This window comes from Cellulosilyticum lentocellum DSM 5427 (assembly GCF_000178835.2).
GTDB classification, from domain to species: Bacteria; Bacillota; Clostridia; order Lachnospirales; family Cellulosilyticaceae; genus Cellulosilyticum; species Cellulosilyticum lentocellum.
Genome location: NC_015275.1, coordinates 4,260,367 through 4,283,760 on the forward strand (window position 1 = coordinate 4,260,367; position 23,394 = coordinate 4,283,760).

At 33.9% G+C, this 23,394-nt stretch carries 18 protein-coding genes; all 18 read right to left on the reverse strand.

The window, feature by feature from the left end:
* Positions 1–7 precede the first annotated feature (7 nt).
* Positions 8–700, reverse strand: a complete 693-nt coding sequence (locus tag CLOLE_RS19435) for a 4'-phosphopantetheinyl transferase family protein (protein WP_013658831.1) — start codon at positions 698–700, stop codon at positions 8–10.
* Between the two features lie 30 nt (positions 701–730).
* Entirely contained in the window at positions 731–1,819 is a 1,089-nt protein-coding gene (locus CLOLE_RS19440; RefSeq protein ID WP_013658832.1) for a hypothetical protein, read from the reverse strand.
* A 39-nt stretch (positions 1,820–1,858) separates the two neighbouring features.
* Positions 1,859–2,107, reverse strand: coding sequence for an acyl carrier protein (locus CLOLE_RS19445; protein WP_013658833.1), 249 nt, complete (start codon positions 2,105–2,107; stop codon positions 1,859–1,861).
* 2 nt (positions 2,108–2,109) lie between these two features.
* Entirely contained in the window at positions 2,110–3,549 is a 1,440-nt protein-coding gene (locus CLOLE_RS19450) for a class I adenylate-forming enzyme family protein (protein ID WP_013658834.1), read from the reverse strand.
* Positions 3,550–3,647: 98 nt separating this feature from the next.
* On the reverse strand, positions 3,648–4,757 hold the full coding sequence (locus CLOLE_RS22185) for a glycosyltransferase family 2 protein (RefSeq protein ID WP_013658835.1): 1,110 nt from the start codon (positions 4,755–4,757) through the stop codon (positions 3,648–3,650).
* A gap of 15 nt (positions 4,758–4,772) precedes the next feature.
* Positions 4,773–11,264 carry a non-ribosomal peptide synthetase gene (locus CLOLE_RS19460; protein WP_013658836.1) on the reverse strand — a complete coding sequence of 2,164 codons (6,492 nt, stop codon included), beginning with the start codon at positions 11,262–11,264 and terminating at the stop codon, positions 4,773–4,775.
* A gap of 85 nt (positions 11,265–11,349) precedes the next feature.
* Positions 11,350–13,080 carry an ABC transporter ATP-binding protein gene (locus CLOLE_RS19465; RefSeq protein ID WP_013658837.1) on the reverse strand — a complete coding sequence of 577 codons (1,731 nt, stop codon included), beginning with the start codon at positions 13,078–13,080 and terminating at the stop codon, positions 11,350–11,352.
* Positions 13,081–13,755: 675 nt separating this feature from the next.
* Complete coding sequence (locus CLOLE_RS22190; protein WP_270049159.1) at positions 13,756–14,094, reverse strand: transposase; 339 nt, start codon at positions 14,092–14,094, stop codon at positions 13,756–13,758.
* A gap of 609 nt (positions 14,095–14,703) precedes the next feature.
* On the reverse strand, positions 14,704–15,123 hold the full coding sequence (locus tag CLOLE_RS19475) for a pyridoxamine 5'-phosphate oxidase family protein (protein ID WP_013658838.1): 420 nt from the start codon (positions 15,121–15,123) through the stop codon (positions 14,704–14,706).
* A gap of 15 nt (positions 15,124–15,138) precedes the next feature.
* On the reverse strand, positions 15,139–15,498 hold the full coding sequence (locus CLOLE_RS19480) for a VOC family protein (protein ID WP_013658839.1): 360 nt from the start codon (positions 15,496–15,498) through the stop codon (positions 15,139–15,141).
* 39 nt (positions 15,499–15,537) lie between these two features.
* Complete coding sequence (locus CLOLE_RS19485; protein WP_013658840.1) at positions 15,538–15,993, reverse strand: pyridoxamine 5'-phosphate oxidase family protein; 456 nt, start codon at positions 15,991–15,993, stop codon at positions 15,538–15,540.
* Between the two features lie 40 nt (positions 15,994–16,033).
* Positions 16,034–16,291, reverse strand: coding sequence for a DUF3795 domain-containing protein (locus tag CLOLE_RS19490; RefSeq protein WP_013658841.1), 258 nt, complete (start codon positions 16,289–16,291; stop codon positions 16,034–16,036).
* A 121-nt stretch (positions 16,292–16,412) separates the two neighbouring features.
* Positions 16,413–17,243 (reverse strand): helix-turn-helix transcriptional regulator, encoded by an 831-nt coding sequence (locus tag CLOLE_RS19495; protein ID WP_013658842.1) that lies wholly within the window; start codon positions 17,241–17,243, stop codon positions 16,413–16,415.
* 88 nt (positions 17,244–17,331) lie between these two features.
* Complete coding sequence (locus CLOLE_RS19500) at positions 17,332–18,783, reverse strand: MFS transporter (protein WP_013658843.1); 1,452 nt, start codon at positions 18,781–18,783, stop codon at positions 17,332–17,334.
* Between the two features lie 442 nt (positions 18,784–19,225).
* On the reverse strand, positions 19,226–20,131 hold the full coding sequence (locus CLOLE_RS19505) for a DUF4367 domain-containing protein (protein ID WP_013658844.1): 906 nt from the start codon (positions 20,129–20,131) through the stop codon (positions 19,226–19,228).
* Complete coding sequence (locus CLOLE_RS19510) at positions 20,100–20,681, reverse strand: sigma-70 family RNA polymerase sigma factor (protein WP_013658845.1); 582 nt, start codon at positions 20,679–20,681, stop codon at positions 20,100–20,102. Before CLOLE_RS19510 ends, CLOLE_RS19505 begins: the two co-directional genes overlap by 32 nt.
* 255 nt (positions 20,682–20,936) lie before the next feature.
* Positions 20,937–21,620, reverse strand: a complete 684-nt coding sequence (locus tag CLOLE_RS19515) for a 4Fe-4S double cluster binding domain-containing protein (RefSeq protein WP_013658846.1) — start codon at positions 21,618–21,620, stop codon at positions 20,937–20,939.
* Positions 21,621–21,882: 262 nt separating this feature from the next.
* Positions 21,883–23,295, reverse strand: a complete 1,413-nt coding sequence (locus tag CLOLE_RS19520; protein WP_013658847.1) for an MATE family efflux transporter — start codon at positions 23,293–23,295, stop codon at positions 21,883–21,885.
* Positions 23,296–23,394 lie beyond the last annotated feature (99 nt).

Sequence of the window (23,394 nt, forward strand, 5' to 3'; positions counted from 1 at the left end):
GTAACTTTTAGTTATGTAGCTTATCTAATTTTGTATAAATAGTTTCTAAAGACATGTATGTTGTAGATGCCATTTCACTATCTTCTGTACATACCGCTAATTTATGTTCCTCATCTATATTGATCATGTGTAGCATAACGGCGTTTGTTTCTTGTGTTCTTATAAAGGCATGTTCCTTTTCGTAAATTAATTGAAAAGAGTTTATTGGTATGGCTAGTCCCCTTCCTTTATACTTAATATAGCTTTCTTTTAAGGTCCATAATGTATAAAATGCCTCTCTTTGTTGACGTCCTTTTAGTTTTGCAATAGATAGATACTCTTCTTTTAAAAAAAATCTTCTAGCAATGTCTAAATCAGCTGCTTCTATTTGCTGTATATCCACACCAATTTCCTTATTACTCCATGCACATACCACCCACTTTCCTGAATGCGAAATATTAAAAAATTGATTTGTACTATTGCTTAAGTAGGGTTTTCCATACTCATTGTATTCAAGATGTACTTCTTCTTTTTTAAGATGTAACTTCGTACAAACTAAATAGTTTACTAAAACACCTGCATATAAGCTCCTTTTAGCATCTGCTTCGAATTTATATCTATTAACTCTTGCTTTTCTTTCGTTCGAAACATAATTAAATAACTGTTGATATAAATCGTTACTTATTGGTTCATTAATATCTACCATATAAATTTCTGCCATAATTAGATTCCCTTACGAAATAGCAACAGCTCAATTGCTACATCCTATAAATTCTGTGTTTTCTAGTAACTCATTTAATACGTCTTCTACCTCTAAGATTTCTTTTAAAATAGAGCTATATGTACTATCAAATCTTTCTTTTCCTCTTATCTTGTTTTTTTCAATTAAGTTCTTGCACTTCACCCATAATTTTTCTGACTTCTTTAGTGCTTCAAATAATCTTTCATCTACACCCATAACCTTTTCTTGTTTCACTAATAGCTGCAGGCCTAGTGCTAATAGTCTTCGTTTCTTGTCTAATATTGAAAATAGCCAAGGTAAAAAGCCTAGTAGATTAACAGATTCACCTTCCACTCCTGCATTTAAATCAATGCCTTCACCTTCGCTTAGCTCCATTAATTTACAGATAGCTGCTCTTCCTGTGTACTGGACATTCCCTGTTTCTAATGTTTCTTCCGGCTTTGAATAACTCTTGATAGACTCTTCGATAGTAGCTTTAACTCTAGTTTGGAGCAAGTCCTCTTGGTCCCAGTTGAAACTTATGGTATGACATCTTAAATAATGCTTAAATATCTCATTCATTTTATCCTTAGCCATTACCCCAATATCTTTTCTTCCTTTATAAGGAATAAAATAATCATAATTAATTTGTGCAAAAGGATCTTCTAAGTAATAATAATTTTCTTCGTCGTAATGTAAGATAAGAAATACATGACCTGGTTCAAATTCTTCAATATTATATCCCAGAGTATAGTTAATACTAAAGTCCAATAATTCTGTTATAGTATGTACAATGACAGCTTCCCCAGAATCTAGTAAGCTTTGTAGCAAAGGAATTGCTGCTTCATTTTCCTCTTTATAATCATTCACTATGTAGTTATATTGCATTTCTTCTATAGAATTGGTGAATATTTCTTTGATCTTGTTTTTTTCATTTAATATGATGAACAAGGATAAATCATCGATTAAAGAATAAATTAGCTCATCCGCTCTGTTCGTTTGATTCTTGGCAATTTCATAAGCACATGTTAGTAAACAATAATAGCTCATATCATAAAACATATCTTTCTTGCCTTCTTTATCGAAGTAATATTCCTTCTCTAATAGTTCCTTTGACATCGTATCCCCCCTATTCAAAGCATTGTTTTTCTAGACTTATTACTGATTTCTTCGTATAATTTCTTCTATTTTTAAACAAAGGCTATTAAAACTCATATCATCTTCAATATCTAAGTCGTCATCCTCCACTTGGATTTCAAACTCATCTTCAATTAATGTTATCAACTTTATAAAGCTGATAGAGGTGATTATTAAATCGTATTTTAATAGACTCTCATCTAGGATGTTTCTCTGCTGGGTTTCTGTAACGCTTGCTACTATCTCTCTTAATCTATCTCTAACTTCCATTTTTATCTCCTTTTTATTTTATTAGATGCTGTTTTTTCTATACTATCTACACAATAGAACTTTTTTGGTGTCTTGTAACTAGCTAGTACTCCCTTGCAATAGTCTAATAAAACTTGTAAATCAAATACTTTACCTGGTGCGATTACTACTTCGGCTACTACTATTTCTCCAACACTTTTACTTACTTCTGCATAAACCTTTATTTCGCTAATCATTTCGTGCTTCTGAATAATAAATTCTACTTCTTCTGGGAAGATATTACGTCCTCCTGAAATAATAACGTTCTTCTTTCTACCTTTAATCCAAACATAGCCTTCTTCATCCATTTCTCCTATGTCTCCTGTACGGAACCAACCGTCTTCTGACAACGCGCCTTCTCTACCATAGTACCCTAACATAATATACGGACTTTTAATGATGATTTCACCTGGCACATTATTAGGTAAGCTCTTGCCTTGATCATCCACTATCTTAATTTGTACATTTTTAAATGCTTTTCCTACCGACTCTCCTTTATGATCCCAATCATCATATTTCTTATGACATATAGCTGCTGCTTCTGACATTCCATATAATTGCAGCATCTTAGTTGGTTGTATTTTTTCCTTAATTAGGTTAAAGGTCTCTTCATCGATTTTCTCTCCACCTATGAGCACACATTCTAATGAAGCGATTTGATGTCTCATTGGATCATAGGAAGTTGCAATTGACTTTAGTAAAGAAGGTACCATAGCACAACTTGTAACTTTTTCTGTGTCTACTATATTAAAAAATTTATTAATACGAATTTTTCCATCATACATAATACTGGTTAACCCAATACAAATATTGAATAGTAATTGTTGCACATTTATAAATGCAGCACATAGTGGTACTATAATAAGTGATATGTCTTCCTCTGTCATAGGGATATACTCTCTAAAAGCAACTATACTCTCAGCAAGATGATTATGACTATGCATTACTAGCTTAGAGTCACCAGTGGTACCTGATGTTGGGAAAATAATAGCTCCTTGATTTCCATCGCCTTGATTTTCAAGGACTATTTCTGATGGCATAGTAGATATCTCAAGTGGCAATTCATCGATGTAGATAATGTGCATCTGCTTTTCTAAATTCTGAAACTTTTCCCTGTACTCACTTAGTGTCACTATAGCTTGTGTCTGGCTTTCTGTCATAATATCTAATACTTCATTCTCTGTTAATTGTGTATTAAAGGATACAATGATTTTCCCTGCATATAAAATTCCATAGTAACCTATAACATAATTAATAGAATTAGGTATAAATAAGCCTATTAACTCCGAAGTTTCTTGGGTTAGAATTTCTGAAAGTGCATAACACTTTTGATTAAGATGACGGTATGTTATTGCTTGTTCCTTATATTTTACAGCTATACGATCACTGTACTGATGCTTTAACAAGTACTCTGATAAATTCATACTTTATTCCTCTTTTCTATTTGTTATATTGTTTATAATTTTTTAGTTTTGTTGTTAAATTTATATCTTTTAGTACCGCTAGGCTCACTCTTTATGCTTCAAATCTGATTGTCACACACCTCTTCTATTTCTTTGGTTTGCTTAGAGACAGGATAATACTTCACCACTTTTCCACGAACATCTTGTAATTGTATCCAGATATCTAAATCTGTTGTTTCTACATAATCATAAATAATGATATTGGTCGTTTCTAACTCTAAAGCTTGCTGTATTACTTCCTTTATTTCCTCTAATGTTTCTTCTTCCTTAAAGTTAATAATCATGCAATTTTCTGTAGAAGATAAAGGTGTTTCTATAGATTTATACCTTGTTGCAATACTTCTAAATAATTGTTTTAGCTTATCATTATCTAGTCCCATAGCTTGTGGATGTTTTTTTATAAAGACTTCAGAATTGTAATCCACCTCTTCTTCTTGATTCTTTTGTACAAACTTGCCTTGCTTAATACCGTGGAATTGATGAACAACTTGATTTTTACTATTAAAAACAATTTTTAAACCTAATTCATACATACGGTATATAAGTTCAATATCTTCTATTCCCCACTTTTTTAGATCCTCATCAAAACCATTAACTTTATTAAGCCATATTTTAGGAACTGCTAGATTACATGTAAAACAATATAAAAAGGGTGCTTTCATTGTTGCTGCATTATATGATAAATCATTAAATACCTCTTCTCGAAATTCAGGTATTGCCCCCTTATCTTTAAAATAGTCATTATCAAATAGGCTACCGTTTTCACCTGCCATATCCTCTGCCGGTTCTTGTAGTAAGATTCTCGTTCCTACCACTATCATATCTTTCTTCAAGCGATAACAACGGTCTATTTCCTCCAAAAAATTAGGTTTAACAATTATATCTGCATCAATAAAAACGATGTATTCCCCTTCTGCCTTTGCAATTCCAGCATTCCTGGCTTTAGCCCTACTAGACATCTCATTTCTTTCTAGATAAACATACTTCATGCTATATTTCTTATTAATATTGTTAATAGCTTCATAGGTATCTCTATCTGAACCATCATCAACAACGATAACCTCATAATCATCTCTGTCTATGGGTGTCTGGTGGTTTAATGCAAATAAGGCATTTCTTAGAAGCTTTTCATTGTTGTATGTAGGAATAATAAAACTATATTTAATCATCCCCCTCCCTCCTTTCTAATTTGTGCTTTTCACATCTGGAGTATATGTTAAAAGCTTTCGCAGCAAAGTCTCTTCTTTCTTAGACATTTGCTTAAGTTCATTAATAGTATTTAAGATTGTTTCTTTTTGCCCCTTATCTAAAGGAATGTCTAAATCTTGCAAGGCCTTAAACTTCAACCTTACTACGTTAAAGGCTTGTACTAATCCTTTATAAGCTTCATAAGTATCTGTAAATTCTAAAGTGACATGATAGTGCTCACCAATATAGCTAAAGCGTTCTAATAGGCCTACCTTATGTTCATAGATCAAATGAATAGCACGATAATCAATGCAAATTTTTTCTTCTAACGTATTTTCTAGCCCTTCAAGCATTACATCATAAACTTTAGTCCCATAAGCAACAAACTTAACAGGAAGTCCCAAATTATACAGTGTATATCCATCACTATATCCTTCTATATAATCGCTTAACTTTTCCTTGAATCGTCTTAAGCTAAAAGGAAATGCTTGCTCTGGTGTTTTGGGTTTAATGAGCTGCAGCGCAGACCATTCACACCAATGCGCACTTTCTTTGTAATATAACTTTCCTGCCTCATACGCTTTCATAATGGTTGCTTCGTCATAAATTAAAGGTTTAAATGTCATTTGGTCATCGAAACTGATAAGATAAATTAGTTTTTTGCTAATGTCATACCCATAAATTAATGAACTATGAACAAAGTGTTCTTTTTTATAAGCCCATTTGTTTGGTAAGTCATATTCATCCAAATGTAAAATGACATAATAGCCGCGATCGATATTTTCATGAATATAAGTAATGATGTTATCTTCATGACTAAGTAGGTTATAGCCTAAGCAGATTACATCTGCCACATCTGCATAGTTGTCATAAGGTTCTAGATAGTTAAGTTCAATATATCCTTTTTCATTTTTGTAAGAAAAAATCTGAACAAAATTGCTGTAATACCATCCATAGTAGGTTTCATAGGCCAGTATAATGCACATAGGTAAGCTTCTATGTAAATAGGTGGTCATTTTTCTTTGCATACTTACTTTTAGTAAAACTGCACTTGCTGTTTCCTGTGTACTTGCTACTTCTTCCATTTCCTTATGTATTAAAATAAGCTTATGGTTTTCTATATAGCTCGCTAAATCCTCCACGGTACGATGTGCATAAAGTATCTCAATAGATATGTCCCAACCTTCCTTTAATAGGTTCGCTTGTAGCGTAATAAGGCTTAATGAGTCTGCACCTATCTCAAAAAAGTCCTCATCCTTTTTTATACTTGGGCAACTAAAGCTTGTTTTACATATTGTCTTTAGTTGCATTTCCATAGGTGATAACTTTTCTACCTCTGTAGCTACTCCATTAGAGGGTTGATAGTTTAATAATGCTTTTTCATCAATTTTACCGTTAGGGGTAAGAGGCATTTGAGATACATTAACAAAGTAACTTGGTACCATATAATAAGGTAGTCTGGACTTTAACGCCTTACGTAATCTTCTAACCTGTATGGGTTCATATGCCACATAATACGCATAAAGCTGAGTGTTCTGTCCTTCTATTTGAGGTAGCACAACACATTCTTTTATTCCTTCTAGCTCTACAATTGTGTTTTCTATTTCACCTAATTCTACACGGTACCCTCTGATTTGAACTTGATCATCCATTCGTCTTATAAAATCCACCTCACCGTTAAATAGCCATCTTCCTAAATCTCCTGTATGATAGAGCTTTTCTCCTGGACAATATGGATTTTCTATAAACTTTTCTTTGGTTAACTCCGCATGATTTAAATAGCCTTTAGCAACACCTCTTCCGCCAACACAAATTTCTCCCTTAACACCTATAGGTACAAGCTTAAGGTATTTATCAACTATGTAAACATGGCAATTGCTAATAGGCTTTCCTATTGTTATTTTTCTTTGACTACTTACTTCTCTTAAAATGGTACTAGCTACTGTATTTTCAGTAGGACCATACTCATTAGTTAATTCTACTTCTGGAAGTATCCTTTCACTTAACTTCACCGTCTCCACATCTAATCTATCTCCAGCAACACACACTACCTTCAACTGATTGTTATATGGAGTTAGGTGGCTACTTAATAAGATACTCTTATATAAGGCTGGTACCATTACAAAGTGAGTAATATGTTCTTGTATAATCTCTTTTGCCAAATAACTAGGGTCTTTGCTCTTATTATTAGTAACAAAAATTGTTGTTGCACCTGCAATAATAGGTGAAAAAAAGCTAGCCACAAATCCATCAAATGCAACTGAAAATGTTTGTAATACTTTATCCTTGCTATTAAAATCATATTCTGCTCTTCTCCATAAGAGTGTGTTAACTACATTTTCATGTGCTACCATAACACCCTTAGGTTTACCTGTAGAACCAGAGGTATAAATAACGTAAGCTAAATCACTAGGTTCATTATCTTTTTTTAACAAATCCCCCTTTTTATAAAGCAAAGGATCTTCTATATCTATTATGGTTCCCTTAAAATCTACTACTGACTTTAATTTATCTTGAGTTAGTAGTATCGTCACATCACTATCTTGCAAAATATGACTAACCCTTTCTTTAGGGTAAATAGGATCAATAGGTAGATACGCTCCTCCTGCCTTTAAGATTCCAAACAAACTTATAATCATTTCTAAGGAGGTTTCCGCAAATACACCAACTATTGTATTTCTCTTTACCCCTAACCCTTGTAACTTGCATGCCAATGCATGAGCTTTTTCATCTAATTCTTGATAACTTAACTTCTTATCTTCTAGTTGAACAGCAATTTGATTAGGTGATAACCTCACTTGCTCTTCAAATAATTCATGTACTAAATACGACTGTCTTGTAATGCTATAATCATTATTAAATAGCATCATATAATGCTTATCTCTGTTGCTAACTGCATCTATGTCTTTGAGCAAAATATTTGATTGTTCTAAAATGGTCTCTAAAACCATTTGAAAACTTGCTGCTAAACGACTAATGGTATCTTCATTATATAAGTCAGTGCAGTAGTTAAATTCAAATATCAACTTGTCTGCTAATGGCTGTGTAACAAGTGTAAGGTCGAAGCGCGATGCTTTGTTCTCTATGATATACGGTGTAGTAATAAACCCCTCTAAGCTTAAATACTCTTCTTCAGTATTTTGCAAAACAAAGGCTACATCAAATATAGGGTTATGACTAGCATCTTTTACTAAATTAAGCTTAGCGGCTAATTTATCAAAAGGATAGTTTTGATTATCATAAGCTTCTAATAGCTGTTGTTTTGTTTCCTCTAAAAATTGTCCAAAGGATTTATCCCCACTGGGATATAAGCGTATTGGTAGTGTATTTACAAACATGCCTACTATTCCTTGTAATTCCTCTTGATCTCTCCCTGCGATTGGCATACCTATAATTAAGTCATCCTGCCCACTATACTTGGCTAAAACAACGGCATAAACAGCTAATAGCACCATATTCAGGGTAATACGATTTTGCTCACAAAATTTATCAAGTACATTCATAAGTGTGTGTGATACTTCTAGGTAATGACTATTACCTTCAAAGCTCTGCTTATAAGGCCTATTCTTATCTAGAGGCATTTCTAGAATAGGGATTTCTCCACTAAAATGCCTTAACCAATAGTCTTCTTGCTTCTTAAGCCTATCATTATAGGCCTCACTTTGTTGCCAATATGAGTAATCTGTATACTGAAATGCTACTTCTTGTAACTCTTCACCGTTATAGCATTTCCCCAGTTCTTCTATAACCAAACCACATGAAAAACCATCTGCAATGATATGGTGTACATCTATTAGTAATACATACTTTTCCCTTTCCAATTCATACACCTTAGCCCTAATTAGTGGTGGCTTAGTTAGATCGAAAGGCTGAATGTATGATTGAATATCTCCAGTTAGCTTATCATCCTCTACCGCTTCATAATCTAAGCAAAAGGAAACGCTTTCATGAACTTTTTGAATTACCTCACCTTCTTGCATTATAAAACTTGTGCGAAAAGCAACATGTCTACTAATAATCGTTCGAAAGGCTTCTTCTAGGCGGTTAATCTCTAATTTACCTTTAAGAAGAAACGCTTCTGGCATATTATAATTAATACTTTTTGAAGCTAGACTCGTTAAAATATATATTCTCTTTTGCGCTGAAGATGCCAAGAAACAATCTAGTTGAGGTGCCTTATCCAAAGAATCTATAGCTATTTTAGGTAAGGTCTGTTTATGTTTATTTTGAATAAGCTGGCTTAAACCTTTTGCAGTAGGATAAGTAAAGATATGTTTTAAGTCTAAATCAATCTCATATTTACTTTTAATAGCGTTAATAACCTTAGTTGCTCTTAAACTATGCCCTCCCATTTGGAAAAAGTCGTCATTCGCTCCTACTCTCGTTACGCCTAACACCTGGCTAAATAGGTTACATATGGCTTCTTCTACTTCATTCTCAGGCGCTACATAACTACTAACATAAGATATAGGTGGCAATTGGCGCTTATCTAATTTACCATTCGTAGTTCGTGGTATGTATTGTATCTGAAGCATTCCATTTGGAATCATATAATCTGGCAAATTTTCTTTCAGTCGTATCTTTAGTAAATCTATGTCTATAGGTTGCTCTGATACCAAATAAGCACATAAATAGCTTTCATCAAACTTATTTTTCTGTACTACTACTACTGCCTCTTGAATGAATGGATATTTTCTGATGACCATTTCAATTTCTTCTAATTCAATACGCAATCCTCGAATCTTGACTTGCTCATCTATACGTCCTAAGTAATCCACATTTCCATCATCTAGCCATCTTGCCAAGTCACCTGTTCTATATAGTTTTCCCTCTCCAAAGGGATTAGAAATGAACTTTTCTTCTGTTAGCTCTGTGTGATTTAAGTACCCTTTTGCAACACATGTACCGGCAATACATAATTCACCAGGCACTCCTATAGGTAGAAGTCTTCCCTTGGAATCCAATATGTATATCTGCGTATCTCCTACAGGTTTACCTATTGGTAATCGTCCTTTTTCAGTCCCTTTATATTCATAAGAAAGTGCATTAATAGTACATTCGGTAGGTCCGTAGGTATTATAAACTTGTCTATTATTTTTCCAGTATTTAAGCACATCTAAACGTGCCTGTTCTCCACCTGATTCTAGAAGCCTCAAACTTCTACAGCTACTGGCCTCTAATTCATTAATAACTGTTGGTGTTAAGCCTGCAAAGGTTACTTGCTTCTCATTAATATAAGCTCCTAAAGCCTCCATGTTCACTATATACTTATCTGTTGCTATACACACAGTTGCCCCACTTAAAAGAGCTCCAAAAATATCCCATACCGATTGATCAAAGGAAATGCTTGCAAACTGCAACAGAATATCCTCAGAAGTGATATGATACCACTTTTGATAAACACTAACGACGTGGCAAAGATTACGTTGAGTAATCATAACACCTTTAGGTTTCCCAGTTGTTCCTGAGGTATAAATTAAATAAGCTATATCATCTAGTTTATTGACTATTGTAAGATTATCTCTCCATTGTTCTTTGCTTATATTAATTTTTGCTAAATTTACCTTTTTCCATGGTCCCTTTAGACGATCTAAAGAAACGTCCCCCACAATTAATTTGGCCTTACAATCTTTTAAAATGAACTCAATTCTCTCTTCTGGATATTTAGGATCAATAGGAACATACGCTCCTCCAGCTTTTAGAATACCTAGGATTCCTTCTAATACCCTAATTGAACGTTGCATAATAAGACCCACATAATCATTGGGTTTTAGACCCTGGTTTCTTAAATAATGTGCTATTTGATTAGCCTTTTCATTTAACTGCTCATAAGTGATGGTTTGCTCCTCGCAAATAGCGGCTATTCCTTTGGGATTCTTCTCTACTTCTGCTTCAAACCATTGTATAATGGTTTGCTCAGTATCTACCTTGCAGGTCTTATTAAAGTGCTTTTTTATTTGAAATGAATCTTCTTCTGTTAGCATCGTTAATGTTTGAACTGATTTAGAAGCCTTGTGTATCATCTCTTCTAGTAGCTTTTGATAATGTCTTTGTAACCTCTTAATGACTTGCTTTGTAAAAAGAGTAGTATCGTAGTGCCAAATTAACGCAACTCCTGCCCCCTCCTCTTTCATGACTATCGCCAGCTTACCCGATAAACTTTCTTCTCTATATTGTTGTGCTTTCATAAAGCATACTTCTGCTACCTGCGCACTTTTCTCCTCAAGGCTCCTTATACACTCCTTCTGGATTTCCTGATAAAATGTCATACAAATCTTATCTTCAAATACATTTCCTACCACAGGATATACTGGTATATCCTGTACTTTGCCATCTAATATTTCCTCCAAAGATATCCCAATACTAATCTCCTCTTGTCGTGTATATTTACTAAGAAGTATAAATAGCCCGCTTAGTAAAAATGCTTCCACACTAAGATGTATTTCTTTTACAAACTTCTTTATAGATGCACTTACTAAATGGTCCAAAAGCTGGTAGCTTGTTCTAGTAACTTCTCCTATTTCGGGTAGTTCATTAGTGTCTATCAGCAGGTTCCAATGAATGCTAGGTTCATTAACTTACAGCATCTGTATCATCCTCTCCTGTATTTTTCATTTGATGTTCAGCATGATAAAGTTTGTAAAACACCTGTCTCTTTTCTAGCAGTTCTTGAAATCCCCCTTGTTCTACTACTCGTCCGTCTTCCATCACAATGATTCGGTCATATCTTTTTAATAGGCTATCCATCAACTTGTGAGTAACAGAAACAACAGTTACATCTTGCAAATTAAGTATTGTATCTTCTATAGCATAAGCAACTTTACTATCTAATGAAGATGTATATTCATCTAATAGCAAGATTGGCTTTCGCTGAATCAGAGCCCTAGCAATAGCTACTCTTTGACGTTGTCCACCTGATAGCTTGTTACCATCCTCTCCTAGCGTTTCGTCCTCTCCATAGGTCCTTTTATTTAAGAATTCATTTATAGCACTCTTCTGCATTGCTTCTTCTATCTCAGATTCTTGAAAGCATTTCCCTAATGTTATGTTTTCTTTAAGGGATTTATCAAACAAATAGACATTCTGATGAATGATAGCTAATTGCTGGTATAACGAAGACTTTAAAACTTCCTGTAACTGTTGACCGTCTATAGTAATATGTCCACTCCTTGGTATATACTCGTCTAAAAGTAGCTTTAATAAAGTAGATTTACCACTACCACTAGCTCCAACAATGGCATACTTCTTATTCTTTTCAAACTGAAGAGAAACACTCTTTAATATGTCATACCCCTCTTCGTAACCAAATGTCACATCTTCAACTTGTATACTACTCTTAAATTCCTTTAACTCAATAAATCTATTTTCATCTACATCTTCAATATCTATAAAAGCCAGCAATCTGTCTTTTACAATTTGCATGCTTTTTATCATCGTTATTTTTTCTATAATCATAGTGATAGGTTCTCCTAAATTAACTCCAAGCTGTACAATGGCAAACAAGGTACCTATTGTCAAATTTCCTTTAATAACAAAATATCCACCTAACCCTATAGCAACTAATTGTGTCATAATGCTTAAATAGCTAGCCAATGCATTAGTTCTAGAAGTTGCTTCAATGGCCGTATAATTTCTTTTCTCCACTTCCTTATTGCACTCTTGAAACTCTTCTATGATCTGATCATCCATATGATACGATTTAACGACCTCATATCCTAAAAACATATCTTTTAATTTCTTAGTTAACTCACTTAGTCCCTCACTATATCTGGCTCTTGTAGATGCTAACCTATTACCAAATACTTTAGGAATAAATAAAATGATAGTTGAAGTTAAAATCATGGCCAGAGCAATCCAGATATTAAACCATATTAATACCCCTGTACTTCCAACAATGATCACTAGATCCATAACGATTCCTAATGCAGGATTAATATAATTCTTATCCATAAGATGGATGTCATTTGTCAAACTCGAAAGATATACCGAAGTGTTTTCCTTATAAAAGCTAGTATAGTCTTGTCTAAATAAGCCCTTAAAAATTTTTTTCTTAAAGTGACATAGTGTCTTGGTCATATAATAAGCTTCAATCGTCCGATTAAGATAATCCATCAACCCAACAATCACAAAATAGCCTATCGCCCATAAAATGGTCCTATAAAATTGCTGGGAGTTTCCTGAGACTGCTGCATCTACAATACGCTGTAAGCAAATTGACACAGACACAAAAATAATTCCTATTAAAATTTTAAGCATAAAAACAATTGAAAATAGCAATTTATACTTCAGTATAATCTTCTTCATTTAATCTCACCCTCTTATCCTTCTCTTTCTTTAATCACACATTTGCTTCATTTTTAGTGTTTCTTTGTACTATTCAGTTTTTGCTTGAAAATTTTAGGTAAACTTTAATTTAATGTCAGAATTTGTATTTCTTTATTATAAAATATATTACATATAATACATTATTTTACACATATTTTTAATTGAATTTTTTGTCATTTTTATATATTAACTACATTTTTTACACTTAATTTAGTGTATTGTGCAATTCACACAATATAATCAGATTATCTATCATGTATTATTTCATTTTATACAAAACAAAAAGTGTTATAAAAAGCCACTAAATGACAGCTACTATAACACCTTTATTGTAAAAATATTATTTTTCTGGTAAATAAATAGGTATGTTTGCCCATAGAGTACAAAAAAATCTACTAATATGGACTTAGATCATAAGATATAAAATAGCTATATGTATAAACTAAAACCATAAAATTTATACATAAAAATAATAAATTTTAAGCCTGTATTATTCACAAAAACATCTTGACACCTTATATCTATCCGAGTCTATTTATTAGTCAGATATGAGATGTTTTTTACCTTCTAAATGATCAGAATCCTTATAAAAGGATAGAGTCTACCCCTCCCCATAGAACCTATGAGCTAGAGATTTATGCGATTTTAAAGGTCTTATTCCACTAACGGTAAAGCACATAGATTTTGCATTATCTCTTCAAATAGATGCTTGTATGGGTGGCTACTACAGAGTTTAAATGTTACTTTACGAGCGTGTCTAGCTACTTTGACAGCAACCTTAATAACTTTTTTGCGAATGGTTTCCATTTGAAAGCTCTGCACATCTTTTGCCATACATAATCTTCTGAACCAATTGTTAAAGTTATAGGCAAGCATTGAAATCTGTAGCTTGTTTCTATTTGCTGCAAAGCTAGTGCTACTCATGCGGTCAAATTCAAAACCATTTTGCCTTCTTTGATGAAGTTCTCCATCGTACCATGATTGTAATAAAATAAATTAGAAAGTCTTCTTTGTAAGTGATTTTGTTTGCAACTTAACACTAATACAAAAGGGACTTTTTTTCTATATTTTTTGCACCCATTAGGTGCAAGTCTTTATTTTGAATAATGGTTGTATTTAAAGAGATACAGGGCTGTCAAATAAAACTTGTGAATAATGCAGGATTATTATTTCTCTTTGTCAAACACTGCAGAAGAGTGATTTTACGCATTATTGTTGGTAGAACTGAGAGAGGGTGGCTACCTGTCGTGGTTCCGCTCCGTATTTTCAGTAGGCACTAAGCTATAACGCATACGTGCTGAGGAGCCGTCTTGCGCCTTGATTAGAGCCTATTTAGATAGTTGTAAAAGTTAATTTCCAGGGTCTGGACCAAAGAAACACATCTTCAAGTATATACAGTACTTGAAGATGTGTTTTTTTCGTTATCTAACTGCTATTAACATACTCTGTCGTTACGCCTTCTTTCCAGGCTGCCTCAATGTCGTGGGTGTTTATGAGGTCAATAACGTTTGTGAAAATGAGGGGGAGGGCTATTTGGAAGATAGCCTCCCCCTCATTTTCCTCCAGACGTGATTCTCATAAATGCCCCCGACAAATTTCTATTTATAATACTCCCCTTGCCTCTTTCCAATCAACTAGGAGATTGTAACGTTGGGTGTTAAAACGTAACACACAATAATTGGGATCTTCAGGACCACTAAAATGATTAGTGAGGCCCTCATACCACATTTCCTTTTTTATATCTAAATCTGTCACGATTTCCATTGTCCCAACTAGTGTAATATTATAATCCTCGGCATTAAAACAAACACTAGCCCTATTACACTTATCAATTCGATTAGTTCTTATACTGCCTAGTCCTGTGCAAAATGTAAGCCATTTGATACCATTTGCTTTAGAGGCTGTTATAGTAGAGGCCGTTGGATAGCCATCTAAATCCACTAGAGCTAATACACAATAAGAATTTTCACCTGTATTTTTCTGAACAATTTCACCTGCTCGTGCTATAATCTCTTCATGCATTTTTTATCCCCCTATCTATATCACAAAAAGGCACCAGCGAACTTTGAACTTATCAACAAAATCCACCATACATGGGCTAAAGAAACAAGGACCTAGTGGAACATTTACCACACTATCTTCTTTCAAAATTTCATAAGCTCTTCTTACATCTTCTTCTTTTTTCATTTTAACATCTATTTGAAAGACTGTTCCTGTTACTGGTGTATCTTCGGCAGTAGCTATTGCTATTTTTTGACCATAAGCTTCTATTTCTGAATGAAGTACTGTTCTTTCAGGTGTATAATCAATACACTTTAGTTCTGCATCAAAGGCTTCTTTATAAAGCGCTATGGCTTCTTCTGCATTACTCACATATAGCTGTATCATAAATTCCATGATTTTCTCCCCTTTAAACTAAAACTTATTAAATCCCTATTATTTATATTTACATGTTCTAAATTTACCTTCAATCCAAAATGTCGCCTCAATTGTATGAAACTTAAGCAATCGAAATTTGGGATCATCAATGCCTTTTGGAAAAAATTTTCTATCAGCTTCATTCCAAAGCTGCAGTTGAAATGCTTTATCTTCAATAAATTCCACATCTCCTATAAGCGTCACACTGTCTCCTTCTAAGGTATAACACACACTAGCTCTAGGATTATTTTCAAAATGCGTGGCTTTTCCATTTAAATGAGAACGCTTCGATGTTACAAAATAGATATCTTTGAAATCCTCCGCCTTCAATTTGGAAAGTGCACAAATTCTTGGATATCCTTTTTCATTTATAGAAGCCAAAGTTAATACATCACATTTTCCAAGTAATAAATTCGCCTTATCTTCTAGCTCTTTAATTCTCTCTTTTTGTATATCACTAGCCTTTTTCTCCACTATGTATAACCTCTTTTCTAAGCAGAGCTGCTTTATTACATTACTCCACCCACTTTTTACATTGTTCAATACGTTTGCCATTATCGCCTTGCTCTTTGTCATAAGCAAAACCATGAAGTGTATCACAAGGAAATTGTCCACACTGACCGCAATGCTCATGTTTTTTATCCACACAACACGACTGCACTGAACAGCTTTCTCCCCAGAAAGGCTTGTCGATATTCACACATCCCTTACATCCTACCTGTTCCTTGTAACTGCACTCATCACATAATATGCCACATCTTGATTGTATCATTGGTATCTTCCCCCTCGTTCTGTTATAGCTACTATTAACTTATAAAATGATATATCCTAACTATTCATCTTTCACTATAATTGCAGTACTTTGACAGTTACGATATATTCTATATACTAATTTAAAATTTATAATTTTCATTGTAAAAAACGGACATATTTTCACGATAAGCTTTCGGACTTACCCCTACTACTGCCCTGAAATCATGAATAAAATGAGCTTGGTCATAATACCCTAGAAACTGAGCAATTTCAGTAAGTTCTTTAGGACTACTATTTATTTGTTTAACAGCATTATTGATTCTTAATAGCCTTAAATAGGTTTTCACATTAATCCCTAGACTTTCATTAAATAATCTATTCAGATGTCTGGGACTATAAAATGTATACTCTGATAAATCTTTCACTGTTAAAATCCCTTTATTTTGCCTAAGATAGGGCAGTAAAGGCGTTACCTTATTGGATTGAGTTTGATTAATAAAGGTAAAATACTTAAATAGAACTGTATCTAATGCCTTGATTACTTCATCCAAAGACCCACTAGCTTCTATTAGTACTTTTAAGTCTTTCTCTAGAGTCTTGCTGAGCTCCTCTAGTGGCATTTGCAAATCAGTTACACTGTCTTGATTTAAACGAATAAATTGAGCTATACCTCCCGGCATAAACTCAATAAACATTCTAAGTGGCACCTGCGTTCGATCATCTCCCACAACTACTGCCTTTGTAGTAGGTCCCCAAAAATAGCCACTTAAATCATTACCATCGTAAGTCATTACAATACAGCCACTGGCATCTGGTAATACAGTAAGCAGCCTACTTTTTTGGTTTGTAGATTCAACGGTACCTTTGCTACCAAACTGAAAAGTATAATGTGCAATATAGGGGGCAAGTACGAGTGGGGGCTTTATATAATAACAATTTTTGCTTTGATAAATAACCCTCGTTTGTTTCATCTCTTCTTGCTCCTTCCTATATAGTTTTAGTATTAATTACTCTTTTTCATTATTATGCTCCTTGTTACATTTGACACTAAAAATCACTTCATTCGTTCAGACTTCTTATATCCTTGCTTCTTCTAAACAAAAGACATCCTACAAATCCAATAATGCCAAGTAATACAAGAATCACAGCCATTCCGGAACCTTGGCCACGTCCTACTAAATAACTTAAATAGCCTGCTAACTTACTATCTGAAAGCATCAGTGGTTCAAATACTTGATCAGCTAAAGCTCCTCCTAGAAAATAGCCAATAGGAATGCTCACATACTGCAGCGTATCTCTTGCCGAAAACACCCTTCCTTGTAATTCCACAGGCACCTTGGTTCTCATAACATACTCCACACTAGCTGTAAAAAAAGGAATAAACAAATTTCCCATAAATACAGCCGCCATCCATATATAATAGTTCCTTCCTATTCCTAATAAGGTGTTGCATACCAAAAACGAGAAGGTAATAGTATTGAAGATCATAGAGATATGGTTCTTCGTAGGCTTTCTAATAGATACTGCTATACTCCCAATAATGCCTGCAACACCTATAGTTGATGTTACTAAACCTAATTGCACATTATTATAATTGGTTCTAGCTAGAATCATCGTTGAAAGATTGCTACTATAAATGGCTACAATCAGATTTACAAAACCCATAAATAAAATAAACTTTAAAATACCCTTTTGTTCTTTAATATAGCTTATACCTTCTAAACAAGTTTTAAATGGATTAACTCGCTTCGATGACCTTTGAATCACTTGTGGTATTTTTATAAATACAGCCAATGATATAAAAGCAAATGCAAAAGTGATAAGGTCAATAGCTAAAACTATCTCTAATCCACCAAAAGCATATACTGCTGTCGCTATAATCGGTGTCAATATACTCATCATCGCTCCCGAAAAAGACTGCATACCACTTACCTTCGTATAATACTTTTTACTTATTAGTAAACTAACCGCTACACTTGCAGCTGGTGTTTGAAAAGCTTGTGTAATGCCTATAACAACATTAATGAGGCATAAATTCACTAACGTTAACTTACCTAAGCAAAATAACACTAGCACACTAGCACTACCTAATGCCGCTACTGTATCAGCTACTAACATAACACTTTTCTTATTCCATCTATCCACCAAAGAACCCGCTAAAAAGCTGAGTAAGATTCTAGGAAGCTGAGATGACATGGCTAATATGGAAGTGAGCATCACCGAATTTCTTTGACTAAATGCCCAAATAACCAAGGCAAAGCTAGTCATATTACTTCCTAATCCTGACAAAAGTTGTCCTAGCCATAAGATTGTAAATGTTTTTAGCTCCCCCAATACTTCTCTTCCACTGGCCCTATCGCTAATTTCACCTCTATTTGTTCTTTGATGATTTAGTTTCTTATTCTCTTGGTCTTCATTGCTTATCCCGTTATTACTTGTTTTTTTACGATTTATACTTTGATTATTTATATGTACATTATTAAGTATCTTATTTTCTATTTGCTTTTTCATATTAACTTTGCTCCTTTTAATTTAAAATAAAGGTTCTTTTGCAAAGTCAATGTGAACGGCAGATCTATTTACTCCATGCAATCACTGCCTACCTTGACTTTGCATGGAGCTGTTTTCTTACTCTCTTTTTTACTACCACTTGAATCACCTTCTTTAAATAGTTGCTATTTCATTATCTGTTGCTATACCCTTTATTATAAACTATCTTTTTTATTTTTCACCCTATTACTCTCAATATATTTCGAAAATTTATAACTATTTGGATGCTATTGTAAAAGTATTTCAGGTAGGTTCTACTCTATGTCATAGGTATGCTGAGGAGCCATCTTATGCCCTAAGTAAGGTTTATTTAGGTATCTAAGAAAGTTCATTTCATGAGTCTGGCACACTAAAAGGCCAAAGCTAGGAATCTCCTAACTTCGGCCTTTTAGTGTGCCTTATATTATTGAATAGACTCAGCTATTTTAATAAGCTGTTCTTTATCTATTTTCCCTTGAGTCCTTATGCCGTATAATACACCATTAGCTTCCCAGTCAATATTATCTTCTCCTGTCATAATGGCCTTTACGCCACTTACTTGAACCTCTTCTACTATTTCATCTGTTCCTAGAGAATAAGCTGTTTCCTCGTCTGCATATCTTTGCTGCATGTAGATAGATTCTCCCGTAGCTTGATTAAGAAAATATAAGCTAATATACTTACTATCCTTTACTTCTTTATCAGCTTCCTTATAAAACTCTGCGCGGTCAAATGCATAGCCTTCTGGTAAATAAGAAGGCAGCTTTACTTCAAAACAAGTATACTGATTTAATAAATTCTTATCCTTTACAATTAAAGTATTATTTACCTCATATAGAGCTTCCTCTTTCTCTGTAGTGAGCTTTCCTGTATTCATATCAATATCAACAATCTTTTCTCCATCTTTTGTATAAACGGCTTCAATCTCTTTGTCAAATGTAGTAACAGGCTTTCCTTCTTGATCAAATAATCTACCTTCTAATACTTGTGGAAATGGATAGCTTTCTATATCTGGCGTTTCATATTGAACGACTTCTATATTGCCTAAAGAAATCATTTTTACAATGTTCTCCATTATTTCTTTAGCAAATGTAGTCTGAGATAGCAACGCTGTACCTATTAATGCTGCCGCTACTATACCTGATATCTTCTTCATACTGATTGTTTTCTTCATTGCTATAGCCTCTTTTCTATTTACTTTGGTTAAGACATTCTTCCTCACTTTTTCTTTATTACTTACAAGGCTAAAATCTTGACTATATAATTGAGATTCTAATATTTGAAGCTCTCTATCTAAATCATCTACATTCTTTGTGTTTGTGGCTCTCATCATTTTCCTCCTCTAGCCTTGTTTTTAATTTTTTAAGGGTACGACATAAAATAACACTTACATGCTTTTCATTAAGATTCATTAAAATTCCAATTTCCTTATTAGAGAGATTTCCTCCATACTTATAAGCAATTATATTTCTTTCACGTTCATTTAGCTTTTTTATAGCTTTCAGTATCTCCGTCTGTTGCTCCATTTCTAAAATGATATGTTCAGGACCTTTTTCCTTAGAGATTGTTTCAAAGACATGCTCTAATGGCTCCCATGGATACTTCTTTCTACTCCTATAATAATCATTCATAGTGTTTCGCACGATTGTAAATAACCATACTTCAAACTTTCCTTTATCAGCTGTATAAGTCTGTAGTCTAGTAAATACTTTTTCAAAGGTTTGGCTTGTTAAATCCTCTGATACATCTTGATTATGCGTTCTATAATAGTTGTAGTTATAGACTCGTTTATAATATGCTTCGAAGATATATGTAAAATCTAAGGACTCTACGTTTTGTGTAGCCTCTAAAGCTCTAGTATTTTGTATTGCCTGCTCCATTTACTCTTCCTCCCCATTAATGAAGTTATCCCTTAGCTAAGTTTCACTTCATAAGTTAATACGCGTTACTTGTTGTTTTACTACATAAAAAATAAATTTTATAAAAATTAAAATGAGAATATGTTGAAAAGCCCCAGCTAATGATTCTGGCTAGGGCTTTTAGCATATGCTCTATTACTTTAACTTCTCAATCTATTCCTTATTGAAGCTTTTCTCTTTGACTTTGAAAAACGTCGTATACTCCATGTATACAATCTATGTATTCAAATACTTACTAGCATAAGGACATACTTCAAAGCATTTACCACACAAAGTAATCTCTTTACCTACCTTCTCTTTTGCTATCTGTCTTGCTTTTTCTCTGCATGCATAAGAGTTAAAAAACTCATCTCTATCCATTCCTACTTTCCAAATTTTCCCCGATATAGCTTGGCTAGGACAGGCTATGGTGCACTCATTACAACTGCCACATCTAGATACTGTAATTGGCTCATCACACCTTAATGGGGCATTAGTTAATATGGAAGATAATCTTACTGCTGGACCAAAGACCTCTGTTACAAGTAAAGCACTTTTTCCAATCCAACCTAATCCTGCCCTAGTAGCTACTGTTTTATGTGGCAATACAGTTCTATGCTCCTCATTAGTATGAACAGCTGTTGTTGTTTGTGCTAATGCTTCATAGCCATGCCCCTTTAAAAAGGTTGCTCCCCTACTTACTATTTGGTTTAACTTTTCATTTAATGCAAAATAAGCTTCATAATAAGCTTTCGTTGGCCCATCATGTATCCCTAGGACTATATCTGCTGGTAATTTCACTGCAATTGCTACTCCTATAGGTAATTTACTTTCTGGAATACAACTCATGTCTGCAAAACCTACCAACGATGCTCCTTCTTTACAAAGAAATGTTTTAAATTCACTATCTATCTCCTTCATATTTTCCCTTCTTTTAGTTATTATCCTGTCAGCCATCTATAATCTTCATCATTTCTTATCTATAGAATAAGCTTAGATAAGACACCAGTCTAGCCTTTATTAGAATACTCATCCTACATAAACAAAAAGGGTTGTTACAAAGGTAACATTTCATCACCATTATAACAACCCTTTGGTATTAGTACTTCTTATTTATACACAACTTCTCTATTAAAAGCTTTAATTATTCACATCTTATACCCATAAATGTGTTTGATTCACCCTAGGTCTCTTGACTAACTACTACTTGACTAAATTCCATTGGTGTTTCTTTTATGGGTTGCTCTTGCACTACAATACTCTTTTCTTTCCATTTACCTTGAGCGTAACGTATGCAACTAATAACTGCTGTTAATGTCCATGTGAAACCTGTTGTAAACCAAATACTTAACATCCCAATGAAAGGTACGAAAGTAAGTGGTTTTGCAAAACCTACTCTTCCCCCTACTTCCACAAAGCCTGATAACATCGCAAAATTAACATCACCAGAACCATTGAGTACATTTCTAGTTACATAAATCATACCTAAAGCTGAATAGAATACACTAGTAATACGAATACCTCTAGCCCCTTCTATAATAACTTCTTGATTATCTGTAAACATCCTCATAATCGTTTCTCCACCAAGCCATGCCACAGGTAGCATAATGATACTAAATATAGTACTAATCATAGTTCCTGCCCAGAAACCTTTCTTTACTCTATCTATTTTACCTGCTCCAATATTTTGTCCTGTATAAGTAGCAATTGCAGCACCTAAAGAAGCAAATGGCTGTTGTACTAATTGTTCAAAACGCGTCTGTGCAGTAAAAGCAGCTACAATTGTTGGCCCGAACCCATTTACTACTCTTTGAAGTACAATACATGAAATAGCAATCATCGCATTCTGCAATGCTACTGGTAAACCTAAGAAAGTACATTGTTTAAAAATATGTAAATCTGGTACACACTCTTTAAGTGGAATTTTAAAAATAGGTACCTTTATCCAAGCATATACGAGGCAACCAATAGCAGCAATAATCTGTGCAGTAACAGTGGCTATAGCTACACCTAAGACACCCATCTTAAATACAATAACAAACAATAAGTCTAAGCCTACATTGACTATACATGCCACAGCTAAAAATATTAACGGTGTTTTTGAATCTCCTAACGCTCTAAGTACGGCTGCTACCCCATTATAAATAGCTACTGCTATAAGCCCACCACAAGTTACTTGTAAGTATAAGACAGCATCATCTAACATCACATCTGGTGTCTTTAGCATAACCATAACCGGTCTTGCAGCAACAATCCCTATAACTCCCATAATCAAGGCGCTAATAGCCATAACATACAAAGATGTCGCTATAGCTTTCTTTACTTTATCTATTTCTCCCGCACCGAAAAACTGGGAGATTATAATTCCTATCCCTGCTGCTAGACCAAAACTTAGAGAGAAAAATAAAAAGCCAATCGCTCCCGTGGCTCCTACTGAACCTAAGGCATTCTCTCCTACAAACTTTCCTACAATAATTGCATCTGCCATATTATACAGTTGCTGAAATAAGTTTCCTATTAACATAGGAATAGAAAACATGAGTAATAGCCTTATAGGGCTACCTTTAGTCATATCTTGTGTATAACCTCTCGCCATAATCCTCTCTCCTTCAACCTCTCATTAAAGCTTACGCTTTATTTTCCCTATCAATTTACATATTATAAGCACTGCCCTAATCATAGTCAATTGCCATAA

Coding starts and splice junctions, on each gene's coding strand:
- CLOLE_RS19435 (WP_013658831.1), bottom strand. CDS start 700: ATGGCAGAAATTTATATGGTAGATATTAATGAACCAATAAGTAACGAT.
- CLOLE_RS19440 (WP_013658832.1), bottom strand. CDS start 1,819: ATGTCAAAGGAACTATTAGAGAAGGAATATTACTTCGATAAAGAAGGC.
- CLOLE_RS19445 (WP_013658833.1), bottom strand. CDS start 2,107: ATGGAAGTTAGAGATAGATTAAGAGAGATAGTAGCAAGCGTTACAGAA.
- CLOLE_RS19450 (WP_013658834.1), bottom strand. CDS start 3,549: ATGAATTTATCAGAGTACTTGTTAAAGCATCAGTACAGTGATCGTATA.
- CLOLE_RS22185 (WP_013658835.1), bottom strand. CDS start 4,757: ATGATTAAATATAGTTTTATTATTCCTACATACAACAATGAAAAGCTT.
- CLOLE_RS19465 (WP_013658837.1), bottom strand. CDS start 13,080: ATGAAGAAGATTATACTGAAGTATAAATTGCTATTTTCAATTGTTTTT.
- CLOLE_RS19475 (WP_013658838.1), bottom strand. CDS start 15,123: ATGCATGAAGAGATTATAGCACGAGCAGGTGAAATTGTTCAGAAAAAT.
- CLOLE_RS19480 (WP_013658839.1), bottom strand. CDS start 15,498: ATGGAATTTATGATACAGCTATATGTGAGTAATGCAGAAGAAGCCATA.
- CLOLE_RS19490 (WP_013658841.1), bottom strand. CDS start 16,291: ATGATACAATCAAGATGTGGCATATTATGTGATGAGTGCAGTTACAAG.
- CLOLE_RS19495 (WP_013658842.1), bottom strand. CDS start 17,243: ATGAAACAAACGAGGGTTATTTATCAAAGCAAAAATTGTTATTATATA.
- CLOLE_RS19500 (WP_013658843.1), bottom strand. CDS start 18,783: ATGAAAAAGCAAATAGAAAATAAGATACTTAATAATGTACATATAAAT.
- CLOLE_RS19505 (WP_013658844.1), bottom strand. CDS start 20,131: ATGAGAGCCACAAACACAAAGAATGTAGATGATTTAGATAGAGAGCTT.
- CLOLE_RS19510 (WP_013658845.1), bottom strand. CDS start 20,681: ATGGAGCAGGCAATACAAAATACTAGAGCTTTAGAGGCTACACAAAAC.
- CLOLE_RS19515 (WP_013658846.1), bottom strand. CDS start 21,620: ATGAAGGAGATAGATAGTGAATTTAAAACATTTCTTTGTAAAGAAGGA.
- CLOLE_RS19520 (WP_013658847.1), bottom strand. CDS start 23,295: ATGGCGAGAGGTTATACACAAGATATGACTAAAGGTAGCCCTATAAGG.